This is a genomic window from Streptomyces sp. URMC 126 (genome assembly GCF_051386555.1).
Lineage (GTDB): Bacteria > Actinomycetota > Actinomycetes > Streptomycetales > Streptomycetaceae > Streptomyces.
On record NZ_JBPQTX010000030.1, the window covers coordinates 16,215 to 38,726 of the forward strand.

Consider the following 22,512-nt stretch of genomic DNA (forward strand, 5'->3'; position numbering starts at 1 on the left):
CTCCCGCAGGGCCGGCGGAGGCCGGCTCACGCCTTGTGGGTGTCCTTGCGGTACAGCCAGGCCGCGGCGCCGGCGAACAGCACCAGGTAGCCGACGAGTAGCAGGACGTCCCTGGCGCCCGGCGCGTCGCCGCGCTCGATGGCCTGGCCGAGCCCGGCGTAGGCGTGGGTGGGAACGTACTCGGTGATCTTCTGGAGCCAGTGCGGGAAGACCGCGGAGGGCATCCACAGGCCGCCGAGGGCGGCCAGGCCGAAGTAGACGATCATCACGATGGGACGGACGGCGTCACCGGTGGCCAGGTAGCCGATGGCCACGCCGAGCGCCGCGAAGACGCAGCTACCGGCCCAGATGGAACCGGTCAGGGCGAACCACTGCCAGGCCTCCAGCCGGACGCCCTTGACGGCGGCGGCGATCGCGAACACCACGAGGATGCCGGGGAGGGACACCACGGCGGCCGAGGCGATCTTGGCGGTCACATAGCCGCGGCCCGGCAGCGCGGTCAGCCGCAGCTGGCGCACCCAGCCCTTCTCGCGCTCCTTGGCGATGCGCTCGGCGTTGCCGATCAGCACGGCCGTGATCGCGCCGAAGGTGGCCATGGACACCATGTAGAGCACCGGGAACGTCAGCCCGGTGTCGCCCAGCTTCTCGTCGCTCTTCGACCCGGACGCGATCAGCAGGTAGAGCGCCGCCGGGTAGAGGACGGAGAAGAACATGAACTTCTTGTTGCGCAGGGTGCGCGTGATTTCCAGCCTGATCAGGGTGTTCATGCGGAGACCGCCTCCCCGGCGGTGGCGGCGTCGGTGATGGCGATGAACGCCTGCTCCAGGCCGAGGCCCGCGACCTCCAGGTTGCGCGGGAACAGCCCGAGCCCGTACAGCGCGTGCACGGTGGCGTCGGCGTCGTGGGACTGGATGCGGACGGTACGGCCGGAGACCTCCAGGGCGGCGAGGTGCGGCAGGGCGCGCAGCGCGGCCTCCGGGATCTCGCCCTCCAGGTCGAAGACGATCCGGCGGGCGCCGGCCTTGGCCTTGATCTCGGCCGCGGAGCCGTCCGCGAGGATCCGGCCGCGGTGGAGGACGATGACGCGGTCCGCGATCGCGTCGGCCTCCTCCAGGTAGTGGGTGGCGAAGAGGACGGCGCGGCCCTCGTCCGCCTGCCGGCGCATGGCGCTCCAGAACGTCTGACGGGAGGTGACGTCCATGCCCGTCGTCGGCTCGTCGAGCACGATGAGGTCGTTCGCGCCGGCCGTCGCGAGTGCGAATCGCACCCGCTGTTCCTGGCCGCCGGAGAGCTTGTTGACCAGCCGGTCGGCGATCTCGGCGATGCCTGCCTGCTCCAGCACCCGGTCGACCGGGTACGCCCGCGGGTGCAGATCGCAGGCGAGGCGCACCAGTTCGCGGACCCGGACCTCCTCCATCAGGCCGCCGCTCTGCAGCATCGCGCCGACCTTGCCCTGTTCGAGCGCCTGCTGCGGGGTGGTGCCGAAGAGCTCGACGGTGCCGGAGTCGGCGCGGCTGAGGCCCAGCAGCAGGTCGAGGGTGGTGGACTTGCCGGCGCCGTTGGGGCCGAGGAGGGCGACGGTCTCGCCCGGGTACAGCCGGAGATCGAGATCGGCCACGGCCCGCACGGCGCCGTAGCTCTTGTTGACGTTCGTGAAGCTGACGGCGGGAACGGCTCCCGCGCGCCGGCTGTCCCCCGTGAACGTCCCTGCGGTGATGGTCATGGTCACCATCCTGGCCGGGCGGCGGCGCGCGGGGCAGTGTCGGGCGTCGTGCGCTCGGCATGACAGATGTCATGCCCCGGCGGGCGGGGTCCCGGCGCCTTCGCGAACGGGAAAGGCCCCCGTCCCGGTAGGGGGCGGGGGCCTTTCGTGGACGCGCCGGGCTCAGCCGACGTTCGTCTTGATGACGACCAGCCGCTCGGCCGTCGTCTTGCCGCGCAGCGCCTTGCCGAGCGCGCCGGCGACGTCCTGCGGCGTGACCGGCGTCTTGCTGCCGTTGCCCCGCGTGATCAGCACACCGTCGAAGCTCTTCCCGTAGAGGGACTTGATCGCCTCAAGGTTGTAGTTCTCGACGAGCTTGCCGCCGACCTCCTTGACCGTGAGGATCTTCGGCAGGGAGAAGGCCGGACCGAACTGGACGCGGTGCAGCGCGTCCGTCTGGATCGTGACCCGGTCGGACATCGCCGGCTTGGCGAACTCCTCCATCATCCGGTCCACCTCGGCGTTGGACACCTTCGGCTGCCGGCTGACGGTCGGCAGCGTCACGGCGACGTCCTTGCCCGTCTCGGCACGCTCCCGGTAGGCGTTCGCCACGGCCTCGACGCCCTTGTCGACATCGACGCCCTGGTACGGCTTGCCGTAGACCGGAACGGCCTTGCCGGGGACGAAGCGGATCGTTCCGTCCTTGGCCCCGCCGGACTCGCCGGCCAGGGACTTGAGCGCCGCGGCGACCTTCTCCTCGTCGACGGTCACCGTCGGCCGGCCCGTCCGGCCGCTGCCGACCAGGGAGCCGACGACGGTGACGGGGTTGTAGTCCCGGCCGGAGACCGAGCGGACGGTCTCCTGTGTGTCGATGGACAGCCCGGCCACGGACGGCTTGAGGTCCACCTTCTTGCCGCCGATGGTCACCTTCAGCGGCGCGGTCGCCCGGTTGCCGACCTTGGCGTCGAGCTTCTGCACGGCCTGCTCCTTGGAGCTGCCGCCGATGTCGACACCCAGGACGGTGGTGCCCTGCGGGACGTCGGAGTGGTTCATCACCAGGCCGGCGCCGTAGGCGACACCGGCCAGCGCGACCACGCCGCCGGCGAGCAGGACGAGCTTGGAACGGCCCTTCTTCTTGCTCTTCTTGGGCGCGCTCTTCGCGGCGCCCTTGGCCGGGGGCTTGGGCACGCTCGGCGCGGCGCCCTGGGCCGCGCCCGGCGGCTTGGGGACCGACGGACCGCCGGGCTTGGGCACCGACGGGCCGCCCTGGGCGCCGGGCGCGCCCGCCTTGGGCTTGGGGACGGCGATGCGCGGCGCACCGCTGTCGACGGGCGGCTTGGGCACGGCGACGCGGGGCGCGCCACCGTCGAGCGGCGGCTTCGGGCCGCCCGGAGCCTTCGGCCCGTTGGGCGCGGTCACCGGCGGCACGCCGCTGACCAGCGTCTCCGCGGCCGGGTTCGGGCGCGCGGCGCCGGGCGGCGGCGGCACGGAGCCGGTGGGGCCGGGCGGCGGCACCTTCGGGCCGGACCGCTGCTGCTGACCGGCCTGCTGACCGGCCTGCGGGGCGCCCTTGGCGGCACCCTTCTTCTTCTTGCCCTGCTTCTGGTTCTGCTTCGGGCCCTGGTTCTCGTCCCGCTTCCGCGAGGGCGCGGGCGGCGGCACGACCGGGGACTGCCCCACGGGCGGCGGCACCACGGGGAAGCCGTCGTGCGGGGTGTCCGTCCGGTTGCCGACGGGGAACGGCAGCCGGGGGCCCTGACCGCCCTGACCGGGGGTCTGGCCCTGGCCCTGGCCGGGGAACGGTCCCGGGCCCGGCGCGGGGAACTGCTGGGTGGTCTCGGGCGCGCCCGGCGCGTGCGCCGGTCCGCTCCCGGGGCCGTTCCACGACGGGCCGCCGGGCGCCTGCGGACCGCCGGGGCGGGACGGGGCGTTGCCCGTCAGCGCGTCGGCGGTCCAGGGCGCTCCCCCGGTGGCCGGGGTGGTGCCGAAGGGGTCATCGGGCCGCGGCGTGGCGCCGGTGACGGACGGGTCGCCCGGTACGGGCATGGCGCCGGTGGTCTCCGGGCCGCCGGGCCAGGGCGCGCCGCCCTGGCCGGGGGCCTGGCCACCGCCCGTTCCGGGGTGGGCGCCCTGACCCTGCGCCGGGTGGGCGAACGGATCGCCGGGGACGGGCCCGGACCCGGTCGTCGCCGGGTCGCCCGGCCAGTGACCCGGCGTCTGCCGGTTCTGGTGGCTCTGGTGGCTCTGGTGGGACTGCTGGGCCTGCTGGGCCTGCGGGTACGGGGACTGGGACTGGGCTCCACCGCCGAACGGGTCACCGGACGTACCGGGACCACCGGACGTACCCGGACCACCGGACGTACCGGCACCGCCGGACCACGGGCCGCCGTCCTGGGCGCCCGGGCGCGGCACGGCACCCGTCCCGGACGGGTCGCCGGGCAGCGGCGGGTGCGGGGCGGCGCCGCCGCCGGCGAGGTCGCGCGGTATGCCGGGGGCCGCGCCCGTGGCGGGGCCCGCGCCGGTGCCGGGCACCGCGCCGCGCGGCGCCGGGGTGCGGCGGGGCAGGCCGTTCGCGCCGGCCGCGGGGGTACCGGCGGGCGGCGTGGAACCGCCGGCCGGCTTGCGGGGCGCGAACCAGTCGCTGGTCTTCTCGGCCGGGCGCTCCGGCTCGGCGGCCGGGGCGGCGGCGGGCGGCTCGGCCCGCCGGGCGGGCGCGGCGGCCTGCGGACGCTCGTTCGCGTCACGCTGCCGCGCCGCGGCCTCGGGGGCTCCGGAGGCCCCAGGGGCCCCGGAAGTCCCGGGGGCCTCGGCCGCCTCGCCGGCCTGTGCCTCGTCACCCACGGGGGTGCGCATCACGACCGGCGGGATGGGGCGCGAACCCGGGATGTTGATACGGATCCGCGTGGTCAGCGTGGTCTCGGTCTTCGGCGCGTCCGGCTTGCGGCCGGTGTGCGGCCGGCTGTCGCCCCCGGACCCGTAGGGCTGAGTCCCCGACGGGTACGCGGCGCCACCGCGGCCCTGGGGCCCGGAGGACGGACTGTCAGATTCTCGGCTCAAAGCAGGTTCTCCCGGTTATTCTCCGCCGCCCTCCGACCTCTCCGGGGTCGCCCATGCCCAAGGTCAGGGGGGCTCGGCGGCGCCACCACCATACTGGGCACCGCGGGCGCGCACTTGACGACCGCCGGATACCCCGGCCGCCCACAGGCGATACGCACCGTCGCGGCCCGCACGGGGGCGGGCGACATCAAGGAAAAGTCAGGCGAAACGCCGGACGAAACAGTCGCCTCACGGGCCAAGTCGGCTGCCGCGCCCGTTCGGTTGCGGATTCCGCACCAGGGTGGCGCAGATCACAACGACGATCATCCCGCCCAGCATGAAGACGTTCGCCCCGAGACCGGCCTCGAACAGGAAGTCCCCCTCGGGACGGTTGAGGGCGAGCAGCAGCACCGCGAGCAGCCAGCCGACGCCGCCCACGGCGGCACCCGTCCGGCCGCCCGTCAGCACCCGTCCGCCGTAGCAGAGGCCGCCGACGGCCAGCAGGGCGAGCAGCAACCCGCCGGGGAACCAGGCGCCTTGCACCAGCGCGCCCGCCACCCCGACCAGGAAGCCGAGGACGAGGAGGCCCAGGTGGGAGGCGACCTTCCCGGCCGTCAGGGTTCCGGTCAGCACGGCACACCCGGCCCCTCGGCGCGGCCCGGCGCGGTAGCGGCCCCGCCCGCCGCGTCCGCGACGCCGGCGAACAGGTCGTCCTCCCGCTCCCCCGGGCCGGCCGCCGCCGCGCCGCGCACGAGGCGGTAGTACTCGTCGGCCAGAAGCGGCTGGCCCAGCCCGTTGGACAGGGCGAAGAAATGACCGTCCACCACGATCTGGGTGGCGTGCGCCCGCATGGCCGCCGCCTTCGCCGCGGCGTGGGCGGCGGTGGGCGGAGCGGCCGTCACCTCGTCGTCCGGGACCACGCCCGGCACGTCGTCGAGCGCGGCGACCCCGGGGAACGGAGGGGTGCCCGCCGCCCCGGCCTCGCGCAGCCGCGCGAAGCCCGCTTCGACGACCGAGCGCGGTACGCAGTTCCAGTAGACCTTGGCCACCTCGTGGGGCGCGCCGAGGTCCCGGCGGAACGCGGTCTCGGCCGCCAGCTCCACCGCCCGCATGGCCACCCGGTGCGCCTGGATGTGATCGGGGTGGCCGTAGCCGCCGTGCGGGTCATAGGTGACCAGCACCTGCGGACGGACCTCGCGAATCACCTCTACGAGGGACGCGGCGGCCTCGTCGACGTCCGCTCTCCAGAAACTGCCGGGCCGGTCGTTCTGCGGCGCGCCCATCATCCCGGAGTCCCGGTAGCGCCCCCGGCCGCCCAGGAAGCGGTGGTCGGTGACGCCGAGCTCCTTCATCGCCGCGGCCAGTTCGCCGGCGCGGTGGGCGCCGAGGGCGTCCTCCCGGTCGGCCGCGAGGTGGGCGAGGCCCGGCGGGATCACCTCGCCCTCCTCGCCGAGCGTGCAGGTCACCAGGGTGACGTGGGCACCCTCGGCCGCGTACTTGGCCATGGTCGCGCCGTTGTTGATCGATTCGTCGTCCGGGTGCGCGTGCACCAGGAGCAGCCGGCGGCCGGGAAGGTCGGTCATGGGAACAGCCTACGAGCCGGACGGCACCGCGCGGCAGCCGACCGCGGGCCCGCCGGGGCGCCCGGGCCCCGGACGCCCGCCGGAACGGTCAGAACTTGATACCGCCGATCATCGCCGTGACGCTCTTCGTCAGCTGGTGGAGGGTGGGGGCGACGGTCGAGCTCGCGAGGTAGAACCCCAGGAGGACACAGATCGCGGCGTGACCCGCCTTCAGCCCCGACTTCCGGCAGAGCAGGATCACGATGATCGCCAGCAGCACCACCGCCGAAATCGAGAGCGCCACAGCGGTTCACCTCCAGATACGCGGTCGAACGGACGGCAGACGGACGGCAGGTCGAACGGCGCGCACGCCCGTGGAGGCACGCGGCGGGGATGCGGGGACGCGGTACGGGGACGCCCCCTCTGCGTGAGGGATCATAACTTTCCGCGCAGCTCTCGTGACTCGGTGCACAGGAGCACGCCCGGGGCGCACGGTGACTTCTCGCCGCGCGGCACCGGCCGGCCCTAGGCTCGGCCGTATGACCGGACAGCTCTCGTTCCCCCGCCAGTACGCCCGGACGCAGCGCTACACCCTGGGTGCGCCACGGGCGTTCACCGTGGCGCCGGACGGCTCGCGCGTCGTCTTCCTGCGCTCCCGCTCCGGTACCGACCGCTCCCATGTGCTGTGGGTGCTCGACCTCGACGACGGCCGGGAGTATCCCGCGGGCGACCCCGCGGTGCTGCTGGGCGGCGCGGACGAGGAGTTGTCGCCCGAGGAGCGCGCGCGGCGCGAGCGGGCGCGCGAGGGCTCGGCGGGCATCGTGAACTACGCGGTGGACGACGCCGCCGAGTTGGCGGCCTTCGCTCTGTCGGGGCGGCTCTTCGTCGCCGAGCTCCAGGGCGGGAGCGCCGTCGAACTCCCCGTCCCCGGGCCGGTCGCGGACCCGCGGCCGTCGCCCGACGGCCGGCACGTGGCGTACGTCGCGGGCGGGGCGCTGCGCGTAGTGGAGGCCGACGGCGGCGGGGACCGGCCGCTGGCGGAGCCGGACGCGGCGGGTGTCACGTGGGGGCTGGCGGAGTTCGTCGCGGCGGAGGAGATGGACCGGTCGCAGGGGTACTGGTGGTCTCCGGACGGCGACGCGCTGCTGGCGGCCCGGGTGGACGACGCGCCGGTGCGCCGCTGGTGGATCGCCGACCCCGCCCGGCCGGACCAGGCGCCGGCCGAGGTCGCCTACCCCGCCGCCGGCACCCCGAACGCGGAGGTGTCGCTGGCCCTGCTCGGACTGGACGGTTCCCGGACGGACGTCACCTGGGACCGCGACCGCTTCCCGTACCTGGCCCGGGCGCACTGGTCGGCGGCCGGCCCGCCGCTGTTGCTGGTGCAGACGCGCGACCAGCGCGCGCAGGCGGTCCTGGAGGTGAACACCACCACCGGCGCCACCCGCGCGCTCCTCACCGAGGAGGACCCGGCGAAATGGCTGGATCTTTTCTCCGGCGTCCCCGCGTGGACGCCGGACGGCCGGCTGGTGCGGATCGCCGACGTCGACGGGGCGCGCGCCCTGGTGGTCGGTGAACGGACGCTCACCGGACCCGAGTTGTTCGTCCACGGCGTACTCGACATCACCGATGAGTCGGTGCTGGTCAGAGCGTCCGCCGGGGCCGCCGCCGACGATCCGGAGCCGGGCGCGGCGCACGTCTGGCGGATCGGCGAAGGGGGCGCGGAACGCCTCTCCGACCGGCGCGGGTGGCACTCCGCGGTGCGCTCCGGGGCGGTCACGGTCCTGGTGTCGGCCGTGCCGGACCGCCCGGGCAGCGAGGCCGTCGTCCTGCGGGACGGCAAGCCGGTGGCCACCGTGGCGTCGCTCGCCGAGACCCCTGTGCTCTCCGCGCGCCCCCGGTTCACCCGGGCGGGGGATCGCGGGATCCCGTGTGCCGTGCTGCTGCCGACCGGTTACCGGGAGGGTGACGGTCCGCTGCCCGTCCTGATGGACCCCTACGGGGGACCCCATGGCCCGCGGGTGGTCGCCGCGCACAACGCGCACCTCACCTCCCAGTGGTTCGCCGACCAGGGCTTCGCGGTGGTGGTCGCCGACGGCCGGGGCACCCCGCACACCTCCCCCGCCTGGGAGAAGGCGATCCGCGACGACTTCGCCGGCGTCACCCTGGACGACCAGGTCGCCGCCCTCCACGGGCTCGCCGGCCGCTTCCCCCTCGACCTGGACCGCGTCGCCATCCGCGGCTGGTCCTACGGCGGCTACCTGGCCGCCCTCGCCGTCCTCCGCCGCCCGGACGTCTTCCACGCGGGCATCGCGGGGGCGCCGGTCGCCGACTGGCGGCTGTACGACACGCACTACACGGAGCGGTACCTGGGCCTGCCGGACGAGCGGCCCGAGGTCTACGACCGGAACTCGCTCGTCACCGAGCGGGGGCTGTCGGGGGCCGCCGAGGAGCGGCGTCCTCTGATGCTCATCCACGGGCTGGCCGACGACAACGTGGTCGCGGCGCACACGTTGCGGCTGTCGTCGGCGCTGCTGGCGGAGGGGCGGCCGCACGAGGTGCTGCCGCTCTCCGGGGTGACGCACATGACTCCGCAGGAGCGGGTGGCGGAGAACCTGCTGTTGTTGCAGGTGGACTTCCTGCGGCGGTCATTGGGCGAGTAAGGGCCCGGCCCCGCCCTTTCACCGCTTCTCGCGGGGCGAGCCCCCGCGCCCCCGGGACCGCGCTCCGCGCGGTCGTCCTCGAACGCCGGACGGGCCGATGCGGCCCGTCCGGCGGAAGGGCCCCCGCGGGCCCCGGCCGAGCACACCGCCCACCGCAGCCCTCTTGACTGCGCGGTGACGCCGTTGCCACAGTCCCGTGCAACCGACACGAACAGCGGGGGGCCGCGCGATGACGAGTCATTCTCCGGCCGTTCCTCCCCTCCCGGCCGCCGGGACGGCACCCGCCGTGCCGGCGGAACCGGCGGGCCGCTCCCCGGGACGGCTGATGTGGCTGCGGTTCCGGCGCGACCGCGCGGGCGTCGTCTCGGCCTGCGTGGTGCTGTTCTTCTTCGCCGTCGCGGCGGCGGCCCCGCTGATCTCGATGCTGTACGGGAAGAACCCGACGGCGACGTACGGGCTGGACGAGACCGGGCTGCTGAACGAGTACGGCTACCCGATCGCCCCCAACGGGGGGATCTCCGGCCGGTTCTGGTTCGGTATCGAGCCGACGCTGGGCCGGGACGTGCTGACGCAGCTCGTCTACGGCATCCGTACCTCGCTGCTGATCGCCGCGGCAGCCACCGCGCTGTGCGTGGTGACGGGGGTGCTGATCGGGGTGACGGCCGGGTACGCCGGCGGGCGGACGGACTACTTCCTGGGACGCTTCATCGACCTCCTGCTCGCCTTTCCGCAGCAGTTGTCGTTCGTCGCGTTCACCCCGGTCGTCTACTCGCTGTTCGTGAGCCCGGAGAAGGAGACCCCGACCTATCTCCGGGTCGTGACCCTGATCGTGGTGCTGTGGGCGCTGGGCTGGATGGGGTTGGCGCGGCTGCTGCGCGGGCAGGTACTGAGCCTGCGGGAACGGGAGTTCGTCGAAGCGGCCAAGGTGACCGGAGCGTCCCCGTGGCGGATCATCACCCGGGAACTGCTGCCCAACCTCTGGACGCCGATCCTCGTCCAGTCCACCCTGATGCTCCCCGCCCTGGTCACCGCGGAGGCGGGCCTGTCCTTCATCGGCGTGGGCATCGTGGAGCCCACGCCCGACTGGGGGCGGATGTTCGCCAACGGCGCCAAGTACTACGAGAGCGACATCACCTACATCTTCTTCCCCGGGATAGCGATGATCCTCTTCGTGGTGGCCTTCAACCTCCTCGGGGACTCCGTCCGGGACGCGTTCGACCCCCGGACCCGGCGCTGAGGGCACAGCACGGCACGGCACGGCAATGTCACCACACGGACAGGCAGGTGCACCCCATGAGGAGACTCGAACGCAAGGCCCCTTATCTCATGACCCTGGCCGCCGCCGGGGCCTTGGTGGTCTCCGCGTGCAGCAGCGGAGGCGGGGGAGGGGGCGGGGGCGACGGGAAGAGCGAGGGCCCCGGCGAGGACAAGACCGTCTCCGCCAACTACTCCGTCGGCACCGCCGCCGACGCCGCCGGTCCGGCCCCCGAGGTGCCGGGCGCGAAGAAGGGCGGCACGGTCACCGTCCTCCAGCGGGACGCCTTCAACCACCTCGACCCGGGCCAGATCTACTTCGTCGACGTCCTGACCAACCAGATGCTCTACAACCGCTCCCTCACCTCGTACAAGATCGACGACAAGGGGCGGGTGAAGGTCGTCGGTGACCTGGCGACGGACTCCGGCACCTCGTCGGACGGCGGAAAGACCTGGAAGTTCACCCTCAAGGAGGGGCTGAAGTTCGAGGACGGGTCCCCGATCACGTCCAAGGACATCCGGTGGGGGATCGAGCGGCTCTACGCCTCCTTCGAGACCGACGGTCCGCTCTACATCCCGCAGTGGCTCTCCGGGGACGGCAACGACTTCCGCAAGGCGCTGCCCGACGGCCCGTACGGGGGCAAGCACCTGCCGCCGTCCGTCCTGGACACCCCGGACGACAAAACGATCGTCTTCCACTTCCGCGCGCCGCACGCGGACACCCCGTACGCGACGGCCATGCCCAACGTGGGCGCGGTGAAGGCGGAGAAGGACGGACAGCGCAAGTACGACAACGCGCCCTTCTCCTCGGGGCCCTACAAGGTGGGCAGCTACAAGGTCGGCAAGTCGCTCACCCTGGTGCGCAACGAGCACTGGGATCCGAAGACCGACCCGATCCGGCACCAGTACGCCGACCGGTTCGAGGTCAGCTTCGGCCATCAACTCGCCGACTCCACGCGGCGGTTCCTCGCCGACCAGGGCGGGGACCGGACCGCCCTCTCGTACAGCAACGCCGTGGCCCCCGAGATGACCGAGAAGGTCCTGGGCCAGAAGGACACCAAGGCGCGCCGGCTGCTGGAGATCCAGCCCTACGTCGACTACATCTCCTTCAACACCACCCGCCTCAAGGACGTCAAGGTCCGCAAGGCCCTCGCCTACGCCATGCCCAACGGGCAGATCCTCCAGCAGAACGGCGGGGCGAGCGCCGGCGTCATCGCCACCAACTACCTCTCCCCCGCCATGGACGGCTACCAGCCGACCGACCCCTACGGGAAGAAGGCCAAACCCGCCGGCGACCCGGAGAAGGCCCGGGCCCTGCTGAAGGAGGCGGGGAAGGAGGGACAGGAGATCGTCTTCGCGTACGCCAACACGGACGTACAGCAGAAGGTGTCCGTCGTCGTCACCCAGGCCCTGGAACGCGCGGGCTTCAAGGTGCAGAAGAAGGAGATCGACGCCAACACCTGGCGGACCTCCATCTCCGAGGTGGGCAACAAGTTCGACATCTACCGCACCTCCTGGGGCGCCGACTGGCCCGTCTCCTCGACCGTCGTCCCGCCGCTGTTCGACGGCCGGCAGATCGCCGACGGCTCACAGAACTACGGCCACCTCGACGACCCCAAGGTCAACGCGGAGATCGACCGCATCCTGAAGATCACCGAGGTGAAGCGGGCGGGCGCCGAGTGGCAGAAGCTGGCGGACCGGATCCTCACCGACGACGTCCCGGGCGTGCCCACCTTCTACAACCGGCAGTTCTCGCTGTGGGGTTCGGGACTCGGCGGCGTCAAGTACCACCCGGTGTACGGGTCCGTGGATCCCACCGGGGTGTACGTGAAGTGAGCCGCCCATCCCCGTCCCGTACCCGCCCCGGCCCGTGAAGAGCGCGCAGCCATGCTGAGATTCCTCGCCCGCCGGTTCCTCGGCGCGATCGTCATCGTCCTGCTGATCAGCGCGATCACGTTCTTCCTGTTCTTCGCGCTGCCCTCCGAGCCCGCCCTGATGTCGTGCGGGAAGAACTGCACCCCCGACGCGCTGGCCGAGATCCGCCGGAATCTGGGCTTGGACGACCCGGTGCCCGTCCAGTACTGGCACTACATGACCGGCATCTTCACCGGCCGCGACTTCTCGGTGGGCCACTGCCCGGCGCCCTGCCTCGGCTACTCGTTCTCCAACCAGCAGCCGGTCTGGGACACCATCGTGGACCGCTTCCCGACCACCCTGTCGATCGCCCTGGGCGGGGCCGTCGTCTTCCTCGTCGTGGGCGTCGGCATCGGGATGGTCGCCGCCGCCTTCCGGGGGACCTGGATCGACAAGTTCTTCAGCTCGCTGTCGCTGATCGGCAACTCGCTCCAGATCTACTTCGTGGGCGTCGTCGCGCTCGCCGTGTTCGTCAGCGGACTGCACTGGTTCGACAACCCGGCGTACCACCCGATCACCGAGGACCCGGTGAAGTGGTTCACCGGGATGATCATCCCCTGGCTGGTGCTGTCGATCATCTTTATCGCCAACTACAGCCGGATGACGCGCTCCCAGATGATCGAGCAGCTCTCCGAGGACCACGTCCGTACCGCCCGCGCCAAGGGCCTCGGCCGCCGCACGGTCTTCTTCCGCTACGCCTGGCGGGGCGCGCTGACACCGATCGTCACCCTCTTCGGCATCGACCTGGGCTCGCTGTTCGGCGGGGCGATCGTCACCGAGTTCACCTTTAGCCTGCACGGGCTCGGCCGGCTCGCCGTCTCCTCTGTGAGCGAGACCGATCTGCCCACGCTGATGGCCGTGATGCTGGTCGCCTGCACGGCGATCGTCGTCGCCAACATCGTCGTGGACGCGGCGTACGCGGTGATCGACCCGCGCGTGCGGCTCGGTTGAGGCCCCAGGACAGGCAAGGAGCGCCCCGATGAACGCCAGCCCGCCGCCCGGCCCCGCGGAAGCGCGGCCGCCTCGCGCCCCCGCGGAGACGCAGCCGCCCTCCGCCCCCTTCCTCTCCATCCGCGACCTGCGCGTCCGCTTCCGGACCGAGGACGGCGTCGTCAAGGCCGTCGACGGCCTCTCCCTCGACGTCGAGCGCGGACGCACGCTCGGCATCGTCGGCGAGTCCGGCTCCGGCAAGTCCGTCACCGCCCTCACCGTGCTCGGCCTGCACGACCCGCGCAGCACCGAGATCACCGGGCAGGTGCTGCTGGACGGGAAGGAGGTGACGGGCGCGTCCGAGACCACGCTGGAGCGGCTGCGCGGCGTCAAGGCGGCGATGGTCTTCCAGGACTCGCTGACCGCCCTCTCCCCCTACTACACGGTCGGCCGGCAGATCGCCGAGCCGTACCGCAAGCACACCGGCGCCTCCCGGCGCGCGGCCCGGCTGCGGGCGGTCGAGATGCTGGACCGGGTCGGCATCCCGCACGCCGCGCGGCGCGTCGACGACTACCCGCACCAGTTCTCGGGCGGCATGCGCCAACGCGCCATGATCGCGATGGCGTTGGTCTGCGACCCCGAACTCCTGATCGCCGACGAACCCACCACCGCCCTGGACGTCACCGTCCAGGCGCAGATCCTCGACCTGCTCAAGGAGCTCCAGCGGGAGACCGGTTCGGCGATCGTCCTCATCACCCACGACCTGGGCGTCGTCGCCCGCACGGCGGACGACCTGCTGGTGATGTACGCCGGACGGGCAGTGGAGCGCGGCACCGTGCGCGAGGTGCTGCGCGACCCGCGGCACCCCTACACCTGGGGGCTGCTGGGCTCGATGCCCCGGCTGACCTCCGACCCGGAGGCGCCGCTGGTGCCCGTCCCGGGCGCGCCGCCCAGCCTGCTGGCCCCGCCGCCCGGCTGCCCCTTCCACCCGCGCTGCGCCTGGACCGGGGAGGTGCCGGGCGACCGCTGCGCCACCGAGCGCCCGGAGCTGCCGGCCGGCCGCGGCGCGGCCTGCCACCTGCCGCCCGGCCGGCGGCACCCCCAGTTCATCGAACGGCCCCCGGCGCCGGCCGGTCCGAGGAGCGAGGCATGACGGACGACATCCTGGTCGCCGAGGGGCTGACCAAGCACTTCCCGGTCCTGGGCGGCTTCCCGATCCGGCGCAGGGTGGGCGCGGTACGGGCCGTGGACGGCGTCGACCTGGCGGTCCGGGCCGGGGAGGGGTTCGGCCTCGTCGGCGAGTCCGGCTGCGGCAAGTCGACCACCGGCCGGCTGCTCACCCGGCTGCTGGAACCGACGGCGGGCCGGATCACCTATCAGGGTGAGGACATCACCCACGCGGACCGCCGGCGGCTCGCGCCCGTCCGCTCCCAGATCCAGATGATCTTCCAGGACCCGTACTCCTCGCTCAACCCGCGGCAGACCGTGGGCCGGATCATCGCCGGTCCGATGGAGGTCAACGGCATCCGCCCGCCCGGCGGCCGGGAGGCCCGGGTCCGGGAACTGCTGGACACCGTGGGCCTCAACCCCGAGCACTACAACCGCTTCCCGCACGAGTTCAGCGGCGGCCAGCGGCAGCGCGTCGGCATCGCCCGCGCGCTCGCCCTCGACCCCAAGGTGATCATCGCGGACGAGCCGGTCTCCGCCCTGGACGTGTCCATCCAGGCACAGGTCGTCAACCTGCTGAAGACCCTGCGCCGGGAACTGGGCATCGCCTTCCTGTTCATCGCCCACGACCTCGCCGTCGTCCGGCACTTCTCGCAGCGGGTGGCGGTGATGTACCTGGGCCGGATCGTCGAGGTGGGCCCGCGTGACGACATCTACGGCCGCCCCCGGCACCCGTACACCCACGCCCTGCTCTCCGCCGTCCCCGAGGTCCCGGAACCGGGCGCGGCGACGGAGCCCCCCGCCGCCCCCGACCGCATCCGCCTCACCGGCGACGTCCCCTCCCCGGTCTCCCCGCCGTCCGGCTGCCGCTTCCGGACGCGCTGCTGGAAGGCGGCGGAGAAGTGCGCCACGGAGGAGCCGCCGCTGGTGCGGGCGGAGGGGAGCAGGGAGGGACATTTGTCTGCTTGTCATTTTCCGGAGCCGGTGGCGCGCGGCCGAGACCGCACGCCCTGACGTCAGCCGTTCCCCGTCGGCCGCCGGGAGGAGGACGGCCGGGCCGCCTCCGTCTCCAGTTCGGCGGGCTTCTTCCACAACGGCCGGGACACCAGGTACGTGGTGCGCCCGAGCAGCGTTCCCCCCTTGCGGCCGGCCCAGAAGTGGTCGTCCGGGGCGGCGTCCGCCACCAGCGTCTCGGCCGACTCGAGAAGGCGGTGGGTGCGCTGGTCGAGGATCAGCCTGAACCGCTGGTTCTCGCTGATGTAGTCGATGCCCGTGCCGGTCCGTCCCTTGGTGTCCTTCACCGTGCCGACCGCCCGCACACCCGGAGTGGACGCCAACAGGTCGGCGAAGGCGGCCCGGACCCGGGACGGAGCGGGCGACTGGGCGAGCACGTTCTCGATGCTGAAGAAGTAACCGCCCAGGCTCATATCGTTCTCCTTGGGCCCCTGGTAGCCGAACTTCTCCTTGAGCGCCTTCGGATCGGCGGGCAGGTTCGCGAAGTCGTTCCAGGGGATGACCGTGCCGTTCACCCGGAACTCGGTGTTCAGGTCGCCCTTGGCGCTCTCCCGGCGCGGGGACTCGCCGTCCTTCCGCTCCCAGACCCCGTCCTGGCTGTGCCACGTGGTGCCGCGCTCCACGGGGAGCCGGAACCCCTTGTCCTGGTGCAGGTACTCGGTCCGCACCTCCCAGTACGGAGCGACCTCTTCCGCCGGTTGGGCCGCCGTCTTCGCCGGACGGACCCGCCCCTCGCCGTCCCCCGGCCCGAACCAGACGGCCGCCCCCACGGCGACGGCCACCACCGCGGCGGCGGAGACGAGCATCGGCGCGCGGCGGCGCCAGTGGGCGCGGAGCGGCACCGCGCCGCCCGTGTCCGGCGCGCGCGTGCCGGCCCGCGGCGCCGCGCCGCGCTCCTCGGCCCGGACGGCGGCCCGTACGGCGTCCAGGGCCGCCGCGACGGCGTCCGGGTGCGGGGGGTCGACTCGGCCGGCCGCGCGCAGCCGGTCGGCGCCGGGGAAGTCCAGGAAGTCCTGTTCCTCGCTGTCGTTGCGGTCGTTCCCACTCATGTGAGGTCTCCTGTCAGGGGGAGCTTCCGGGACGGGCCGAGGACCGCGCGCAGCCGGGTCCGCGCGCGGTGCAGCCGGGAGCGGGCCGTGCCGGCGGGGATGCCGACCACGGCGGCGGCCTCGGTGGGGCTCAGCTGCTCCCAGGCGACGAGGAGCATCAGCTCCCGTTCCACGTGCGGGAGTTCCGCGAGGGTGTCGCGGATCAGCGGCGCCACCGCCGCCGCGTCCAGCCGCCGGTCGACCGCGTGCCAGGGGTCGCTGCTCGGCTCGTCCGCCGGTGCGGTCCGCCGGTGCCGGACCTCCCCGCGCCAATGCGCCGCCAGTACGTTGCGGGCCACCCCGAACAGCCAGGCGCGTGCCGTGCCGCGTGCCGGGTCGTACGTCCCGCGCGCCGTGAACGCCTGGAGCCACGCCTCCGCGAGCAGGTCGTCCGCCGCCCCGGGCGCCCGGCGCGCGAAGTACCCGTGCAGCGCGGCCGCGTGCCGCCCGACCAGCGGCTCGAAGGCCCGCGCCTCCCCTGCCGAGCGCGCCAGCAACTCGTCGTCGGATTCCACCGGCCACCTCCCTTCCCCGGCCGCGTGGTCAGCGACCCTCGGACCGTACTTGTCAGCCGGCGGGGAGAGCGTTCGCGGGGCTCGGGGAGGAAGCGGGGCTACGCCGTTCTCACTCCTCCCCTTCCACCGCCGTCGGCACCACCCGCCGCTCCCCCGCGTAGTGGCAGGCGGACACGTGCGCCGCCGGGCCGCCGCTCTCCCGGAAGCCCTCCGGGACCGCCAGTGCCGGCACCTCCTCGGCGCACCGGCGCCGCGCCTTCCAGCAGCGGGTGCGGAAGCGGCAGCCGGACGGCGGGTTGGCCGGCGAGGGGACGTCGCCCACCAGCAGGATGCGGTCGCGGCGGGTGCGGACGGACGGGTCGGGGACGGGCACGGCGGAGAGCAGCGCCTGGGTGTAGGGGTGCGTGGGGTGGTCGTAGATCTGGACGTCCGTACCCGCCTCCACCAGCCGGCCGAGGTACATCACGGCCACCCGGTCGGAGATGTGCCGGACGACGGACAGGTCGTGGGCGATGAAGACGTACGACAGCTCGAACTCGTCCTGGAGCCGTTCCAGCAGGTTGACGACCTGGGCCTGGACGGAGACGTCCAGCGCCGAGACGGGCTCGTCGGCGACGATGATCTCGGGGCGCAGGGCGAGCCCGCGGGCGATGCCGATGCGCTGCCGCTGGCCGCCGGAGAACTGGTGCGGATAGCGGTTGACGTGCTCGGGGCTGAGGCCGACGACCTCCAGCAGCTCCCGTACCCGCCGGCGCCGGTCGCCCTTGGGGGCCACCTCGGGGTGGATGTCGAAGGGCTCGCCGATGATGTCGCCGACGGTCATCCGGGGGTTGAGCGAGGTGTACGGATCCTGGAACACCATCTGGATGTTGCGCCGGACCGCCTTCAGCGCCCGGCCCGACAGCTTGGTGATGTCCTCACCCTTGTACAGGATGCTTCCGGCGGTGGGCCGTTCGAGGTTGACGAGCAGCCGGGCCAGGGTGGACTTGCCGCAGCCCGACTCGCCGACGACACCGAGGGTCTCGCCGCGGCGCAGGTCGAAGGAGACGCCGTCGACGGCCCGGACGGCGCCGGTCTGCCGGCGGACGAGGACGCCCCGGGTCAGCGGGTAGTGCTTGACCAGGTCGCGCACCTCCAGGACGGCCCCGCCGTCAGCTCGCATCGAGGGTCTCCTTCCAGAAGTGGCAGGCGCTGCTGCGGCCGGGTGCCACCGGGAAGAGCGGCGGCCGGTCGGTGCGGCAGACGTCCCGGGCCCTGGGGCAGCGGGGGTTGAAGGGGCAGCCGGGCGGGATGTCCACCAGGCTGGGCGGCAGCCCCTTGATCGCGTGCAGCTCCCTGCCCTTGCGGTCCAGGCGCGGGACGGACTCCAGCAGCCCCTGGGTGTACGGGTGGGCGGGGGCGGCGTACAGGTCGCGGACGGGGGCGTTCTCGACGACGCGTCCCGCGTACATCACCGCGATCCGGTCGGCGACGTCGGCGACGACCCCGAGGTCGTGGGTGATGAGGATGAGCCCCATGGTGAACTCGCGCTGCAACTCCGCGAGCAGGTCCATGACCTGCGCCTGGACGGTGACGTCCAGCGCCGTCGTCGGCTCGTCCGCGATGATCAGGTCCGGCTCCAGGGCCAGCGCCATCGCGATCATGATGCGCTGCCGCATACCGCCCGAGAACTGGTGCGGGTAGTCCCCGGCCCGGTCCTTGGCCGCCGGGATCCGCACCCGGTCCATCAGGTCGACCGCGCGGGCCCGCGCGTCCCTGCGGGTCATGCCCTGGTGGACCTCGTACATCTCGGCGAGCTGGGCTCCGACGGTCAGCACCGGGTTGAGCGCCGACAGGGCGTCCTGGAAGATCATGGCCAGCCGGTCGCCGCGCAGCCGGCGGCGGTGCTCGGCGCCCATGGTGAGCAGGTCCTGGCCGCGGAAGAGGACCTGGCCGCCGGTGACACGGCCGGGCGGCGAGTCCAGGATGCCCATCACCGCCTGCGCGGTCACCGATTTGCCCGACCCGGACTCGCCGAGCACGGCCAGCGTCTCCCCCGCCTCGACGGTGCAGCTGACGCCGTTGACGGCCTTGGCGACGCCGTCCCGGGTGCGGAACTCGACGTGCAGGTCGCGGACTTCGAGCAGCGGGTCGCTCACGGGCCGCCTCCTCAGCGCAGTCTGGGGTCGAGGGCGTCGCGCACCGCGTCGCCGAGCATGATGAACGCGAGCACCGTCACGCTGAGGAATCCGGCCGGCCAGAGCAGCATGTGGGGGGCGTTGCGGATCTGGTTGGAGGCGTTGGAGATGTCGATCCCCCAGGAGACGGTGGGCGGTTTGAGGCCGACGCCGATGAACGAGAGCGTGGCCTCCAGGGCGATGTAGGTGCCGAGGGCGATGGTGGCGACGACGATCACGGGGGCCACCGCGTTGGGCGCGATGTGCCGGAGCAGCAGCCGCCGGTCGCCGGCGCCGAGCGCGCGGGCGGCCTGGACGTAGTCGTGCTGCTTGGCGGCGACGACCGCGCCGCGCGCGATGCGGGAGATCTGCGGCCAGCCCAGCAGGACGATGAAGCCGACGACGGGCCAGACGGAGCCGCCGGTGACGACGGAGAGGAAGACGAGGCCGCCGAGGATGATGGGGATGCCGAAGAAGACGTCGGCGAACCGCGAGAGCAGCGCGTCCCACCAGCCCCCGTAGAACCCGGCGAGCCCGCCGAGGACGCTGCCGAGCAGCGCGGAGCCGGCGGTGGCGCAGACGCCGACGGTGATCGAGGCGCGAGCGCCGTGGATGGTGCGGGTGAAGACGTCGCAGCCCTGGGCGTCGAAGCCGAAGGGGTGGCCGGGCTGGGAGCCTTCCTGGGACTTGGCGAGGTCGCACTGGAGCGGGTTCCCGCCCGCCACCAGCCCCGGCCAGACGGTGATCAGCAGCAGGAAGGCGATGACCAGGGCGGAGAGCAGGAAGACGGGGTTGCGGCGCAGGTCGTGCCAGGCGTCGGACCACAGGCTGCGCGCCTTCTCGGTGGCGCGCGGTACCGGCTCCGCGGGCTTGTCCGGGAGCCGCTCCAGGGTCTCCGCCTCGCGGGAGGCCAGCCGTGCGGCGCCGCCGTCGCCGGGGCTGACGGGTCCGGTGACGGCCGGTTCCTCCGGGGGACGCGGGTACGGGGGCTCAGACATGGCGGATCCTCGGGTCGAGCACGGCGTAGAGGAGGTCGACGATCAGGTTGGCGAGGAGGAAGACGAGGACGAGGACGGTCACGAAGCCGACCACCGTGGGCGAGTTCTGCCGGAGGATGCCCTGGTAGAGCTGGTATCCGACGCCGTGGATGTTGAAGATCCGCTCGGTGACGATGGCGCCGCCCATCAGCGCGCCGATGTCCGCGCCGATGAAGGTGACCACGGGGATCAGCGAGTTCCTGAGCAGGTGCCGGAGGACGATGCGGTGGCGCGGCAGGCCCTTGGCGACGGCGGTGCGGATGTAGTCGGCGCGGGCGTTCTCGGCGAGCGAGGTGCGGGTCAGCCGGGTGACGTACGCGAGCGACACCAGGCCCAGTACGGCGCCGGGGAGCAGCAGTTCGGCGAAGGTCGCCTCGGGCGAGACGGACGGGGAGACGGCCGCCCACTTCACGCCGAAGAGGTACTGGAGGAGGTAGCCGCTGACGAAGGTGGGGACCGAGACGACGATCAGGGTGACCATCAGCACGGTGGTGTCGGCCGGCCGGCCGCGCCGCAGCCCGCTGACCACGCCGAGGGCGATGCCGACGACGACCTCGAAGGCCACGGCGACGATCGTCAGCCGCAGGGTCACCGGGAAGGCGTCCTCCATCAGCTCCAGCACGGGCTGCCCGGTGAAGGCGGTGCCGAAGTCCCCGGTGAGGATCTGGCCCATGTAGTGCAGGTACTGCTTCCACAGCGGCTGGTCGAGGTAGAGCTCGGCGCGGATGCGGGCGGCGACGGCCGGGTCGGGCGCCTTGTCGCCGAAGAGGGCGGCGACGGGGTCGCCGAGGGCGTAGACCATGAAGAAGATGAGGAAGGTGCTGCCGATGAACACCGGGATCATCTGGAGCAGCCGGCGGATCACATACCGTCCCATGGGACCCCTCCTCGTCCTCGGTTCGTCGGTCGGGCGGCGGTGCGGACGGTCTCGGCGGCGCGGGTCACCTGACCTTGATCCGCTCGTAGACGGGCACGCTGAACTGGTTGAGCGTCACGTCGGAGAGGTCGGCGGTGTAGCCGGCGTTCCCGTTCTGGTACCAGAGCGGGATGGCCGGCATCAGCTCGGTGAGGACCCGCTCGGCGTCCTGGAACCGCGCCACCGCCTTCCCGGTGTCCGACTCGGCGTTGGCCTCGTCGACCAGCCGGTCGAAGCGGGCGTCGCTGAACTTGCCGTAGTTGGACGAGGCGTCGGTGTAGTAGGTGGGCTGGAGGAAGTTCTGGATGAGCGGGTAGTCCATCTGCCAGCCGGAGCGGAACAGGCCGGTCATCCGCTGCTGGGTGATCTTGTTGCGGAAGTCGGCGAAGGTGCCGACGGGGTTGACGGTGCACGCCCGGTCGTCGCCCAGGGCGTTGTTGACGCTGTTGCAGACGGCGTCCATCCAGACGCGGTGGGATCCGGTGTCGACGTTGGAGGTGAGGGTGACCCGCCCGCCGGGCAGCCCGCCGCCCTCCCGGATCAACTGCCGGGCCCGGCCCGGGTCGTAGGTGCAGACCTCGCCGCACAGCCCGGCCTTGTACCCGCCCTTGTCGCCGAGGACGGGTGACGTCCAGTCGCCGGCCGGGGTCCGGGTGCCGCGGTAGATGCGCCGGGTGATCTGTTCCCGGTCGATCGCCATGGACAGCCCCCGCCGGACCTTCTCCATCCCGGGTTTCGTCCATCTCCCGTCGTACAGCGGGAAGACGAGGGTCTGGAGAATGCCGGCCGGCTGGTTGAGGTAACGGTTCCCGAGGTCCTTCCTGACGTTTCTCAGCTGGGTGCTCGGGATGTCGTCGACGAGGTCGATGTTGCCGGCCTGGAGGTCGGTGTACGCGGTGTTGTTGTCGGTGTAGACGCGGAGTTCCACGCCGGTGTTGAGCGCCTTGTCCGGGCCCGGGTACCCGTCCCATCTGCTGAGCCGCATGACGGAACCCCGCGTATAGGCGTCGATGGCGTACGGGCCGTTGCCGACGGGCTTCCGCAGCCAGCCCGCGTGGTCCTCGAAGAAGGCCCGGGGCAGCGGGGCGAAGGCCGGGTAGCCGAGCGTGTCGGGCCACGTGGAGAACTTGGTGCGGAGCTTGACGGTGAACGTCCTGGGGTCTTTGACGACGAGCCCGGCAAGAGTTTTCGCGGTGGGCTCGCCCCGGGCGGGGTGCACTTTGTCGTAACCGTCGACATAGGCGAAGAAGGCGGCGTTCTTCTGCCGGTTGTCGACCAGCGCCGCGTAATTCCACGCGTCGACGAACGACTGTGCGGTGACTTTCTCCCCGTTGCTGAACGTCCAGCCGTCCTTCAGGTGGACGGTGAAGTTCTGGGCATCGTCCGACTCGATCTTCTCGGCCAGCATGTCCGTGGCGGCGCCGGTCTCGGGGTCGTACCGCTTGAGCCCCCGGAAGATCAGGTCGAGCACCTTCCCGCCCTGCACCTCGTTGGTGTTGGCCGGCTCCAGCGCGTTCTGCGGATCCCCCCAGGACGCCCGCACCCTGTCTCTTATACACAA

General features: G+C 72.7%; 18 protein-coding genes and 1 pseudogene. 6 read left to right on the forward strand and 13 right to left on the reverse strand.

The window, feature by feature from the left end; all coding sequences use genetic code 11:
- Positions 1-26: 26 nt before the first annotated feature.
- The 6 genes and pseudogenes from ACSNOK_RS06220 to ACSNOK_RS06245 all read right to left on the reverse strand — a co-directional run bounded on the left by ACSNOK_RS06220 (position 27) and on the right by ACSNOK_RS06245 (position 6,604).
- Positions 27-767, reverse strand: coding sequence for an ABC transporter permease (locus ACSNOK_RS06220; RefSeq protein WP_436779556.1), 741 nt, complete (start codon positions 765-767; stop codon positions 27-29).
- On the reverse strand, positions 764-1,723 hold the full coding sequence (locus ACSNOK_RS06225; protein WP_436779557.1) for an ABC transporter ATP-binding protein: 960 nt from the start codon (positions 1,721-1,723) through the stop codon (positions 764-766). The genes ACSNOK_RS06220 and ACSNOK_RS06225 overlap by 4 nt, the downstream gene beginning before the upstream one ends.
- 2,586 nt (positions 1,724-4,309) lie before the next feature.
- Positions 4,310-4,759 (reverse strand): annotated as a pseudogene (locus tag ACSNOK_RS06230) (hypothetical protein); the annotation flags it as partial.
- A gap of 228 nt (positions 4,760-4,987) precedes the next feature.
- Complete coding sequence (locus tag ACSNOK_RS06235; RefSeq protein ID WP_436779558.1) at positions 4,988-5,371, reverse strand: DUF6113 family protein; 384 nt, start codon at positions 5,369-5,371, stop codon at positions 4,988-4,990.
- Positions 5,365-6,321, reverse strand: a complete 957-nt coding sequence (mshB, locus tag ACSNOK_RS06240) for an N-acetyl-1-D-myo-inositol-2-amino-2-deoxy-alpha-D-glucopyranoside deacetylase (RefSeq protein WP_436779559.1) — start codon at positions 6,319-6,321, stop codon at positions 5,365-5,367. Before mshB ends, ACSNOK_RS06235 begins: the two co-directional genes overlap by 7 nt.
- A gap of 88 nt (positions 6,322-6,409) precedes the next feature.
- Positions 6,410-6,604, reverse strand: a complete 195-nt coding sequence (locus ACSNOK_RS06245) for a hypothetical protein (protein ID WP_004954526.1) — start codon at positions 6,602-6,604, stop codon at positions 6,410-6,412.
- A 235-nt stretch (positions 6,605-6,839) separates the two neighbouring features.
- Between ACSNOK_RS06245 and ACSNOK_RS06250 the strand changes: the two genes are divergently transcribed.
- The 6 genes from ACSNOK_RS06250 to ACSNOK_RS06275 all read left to right on the forward strand — a co-directional run bounded on the left by ACSNOK_RS06250 (position 6,840) and on the right by ACSNOK_RS06275 (position 15,239).
- Complete coding sequence (locus ACSNOK_RS06250; RefSeq protein WP_436779560.1) at positions 6,840-8,960, forward strand: alpha/beta fold hydrolase; 2,121 nt, start codon at positions 6,840-6,842, stop codon at positions 8,958-8,960.
- A gap of 229 nt (positions 8,961-9,189) precedes the next feature.
- The gene (locus tag ACSNOK_RS06255) at positions 9,190-10,197 is read left to right on the forward strand and encodes an ABC transporter permease (RefSeq protein WP_436779561.1); all 1,008 of its coding nucleotides are present in this window, start codon (positions 9,190-9,192) and stop codon (positions 10,195-10,197) included.
- 56 nt (positions 10,198-10,253) lie between these two features.
- Positions 10,254-12,050 carry an ABC transporter substrate-binding protein gene (locus ACSNOK_RS06260; RefSeq protein WP_436779562.1) on the forward strand — a complete coding sequence of 599 codons (1,797 nt, stop codon included), beginning with the start codon at positions 10,254-10,256 and terminating at the stop codon, positions 12,048-12,050.
- A 51-nt stretch (positions 12,051-12,101) separates the two neighbouring features.
- The gene (locus ACSNOK_RS06265) at positions 12,102-13,079 is read left to right on the forward strand and encodes an ABC transporter permease (RefSeq protein ID WP_436779563.1); all 978 of its coding nucleotides are present in this window, start codon (positions 12,102-12,104) and stop codon (positions 13,077-13,079) included.
- 28 nt (positions 13,080-13,107) lie between these two features.
- The gene (locus ACSNOK_RS06270; RefSeq protein ID WP_436779564.1) at positions 13,108-14,211 is read left to right on the forward strand and encodes an ABC transporter ATP-binding protein; all 1,104 of its coding nucleotides are present in this window, start codon (positions 13,108-13,110) and stop codon (positions 14,209-14,211) included.
- On the forward strand, positions 14,208-15,239 hold the full coding sequence (locus tag ACSNOK_RS06275) for an ABC transporter ATP-binding protein (RefSeq protein WP_436779565.1): 1,032 nt from the start codon (positions 14,208-14,210) through the stop codon (positions 15,237-15,239). Before ACSNOK_RS06270 ends, ACSNOK_RS06275 begins: the two co-directional genes overlap by 4 nt.
- Positions 15,240-15,241: 2 nt before the next feature.
- Here ACSNOK_RS06275 and ACSNOK_RS06280 read toward each other — a convergent pair whose 3' ends face one another.
- The 7 genes from ACSNOK_RS06280 to ACSNOK_RS06310 all read right to left on the reverse strand — a co-directional run bounded on the left by ACSNOK_RS06280 (position 15,242) and on the right by ACSNOK_RS06310 (position 22,512).
- The gene (locus ACSNOK_RS06280) at positions 15,242-16,288 is read right to left on the reverse strand and encodes a hypothetical protein (protein WP_436779566.1); all 1,047 of its coding nucleotides are present in this window, start codon (positions 16,286-16,288) and stop codon (positions 15,242-15,244) included.
- Entirely contained in the window at positions 16,285-16,842 is a 558-nt protein-coding gene (locus ACSNOK_RS06285; RefSeq protein ID WP_436779567.1) for an RNA polymerase sigma factor, read from the reverse strand. Before ACSNOK_RS06285 ends, ACSNOK_RS06280 begins: the two co-directional genes overlap by 4 nt.
- Positions 16,843-16,951: 109 nt before the next feature.
- The gene (locus ACSNOK_RS06290; RefSeq protein ID WP_436779568.1) at positions 16,952-18,004 is read right to left on the reverse strand and encodes an ABC transporter ATP-binding protein; all 1,053 of its coding nucleotides are present in this window, start codon (positions 18,002-18,004) and stop codon (positions 16,952-16,954) included.
- The gene (locus tag ACSNOK_RS06295; protein WP_436779569.1) at positions 17,994-18,980 is read right to left on the reverse strand and encodes an ABC transporter ATP-binding protein; all 987 of its coding nucleotides are present in this window, start codon (positions 18,978-18,980) and stop codon (positions 17,994-17,996) included. Before ACSNOK_RS06295 ends, ACSNOK_RS06290 begins: the two co-directional genes overlap by 11 nt.
- An 11-nt stretch (positions 18,981-18,991) precedes the next feature.
- Positions 18,992-19,996, reverse strand: coding sequence for an ABC transporter permease (locus ACSNOK_RS06300; RefSeq protein WP_436779570.1), 1,005 nt, complete (start codon positions 19,994-19,996; stop codon positions 18,992-18,994).
- Positions 19,989-20,912, reverse strand: coding sequence for an ABC transporter permease (locus ACSNOK_RS06305; protein WP_436779571.1), 924 nt, complete (start codon positions 20,910-20,912; stop codon positions 19,989-19,991). Before ACSNOK_RS06305 ends, ACSNOK_RS06300 begins: the two co-directional genes overlap by 8 nt.
- Before the next feature lie 64 nt (positions 20,913-20,976).
- Positions 20,977-22,512, reverse strand: coding sequence for a peptide ABC transporter substrate-binding protein (locus ACSNOK_RS06310; protein ID WP_436779572.1), 1,536 nt, complete (start codon positions 22,510-22,512; stop codon positions 20,977-20,979).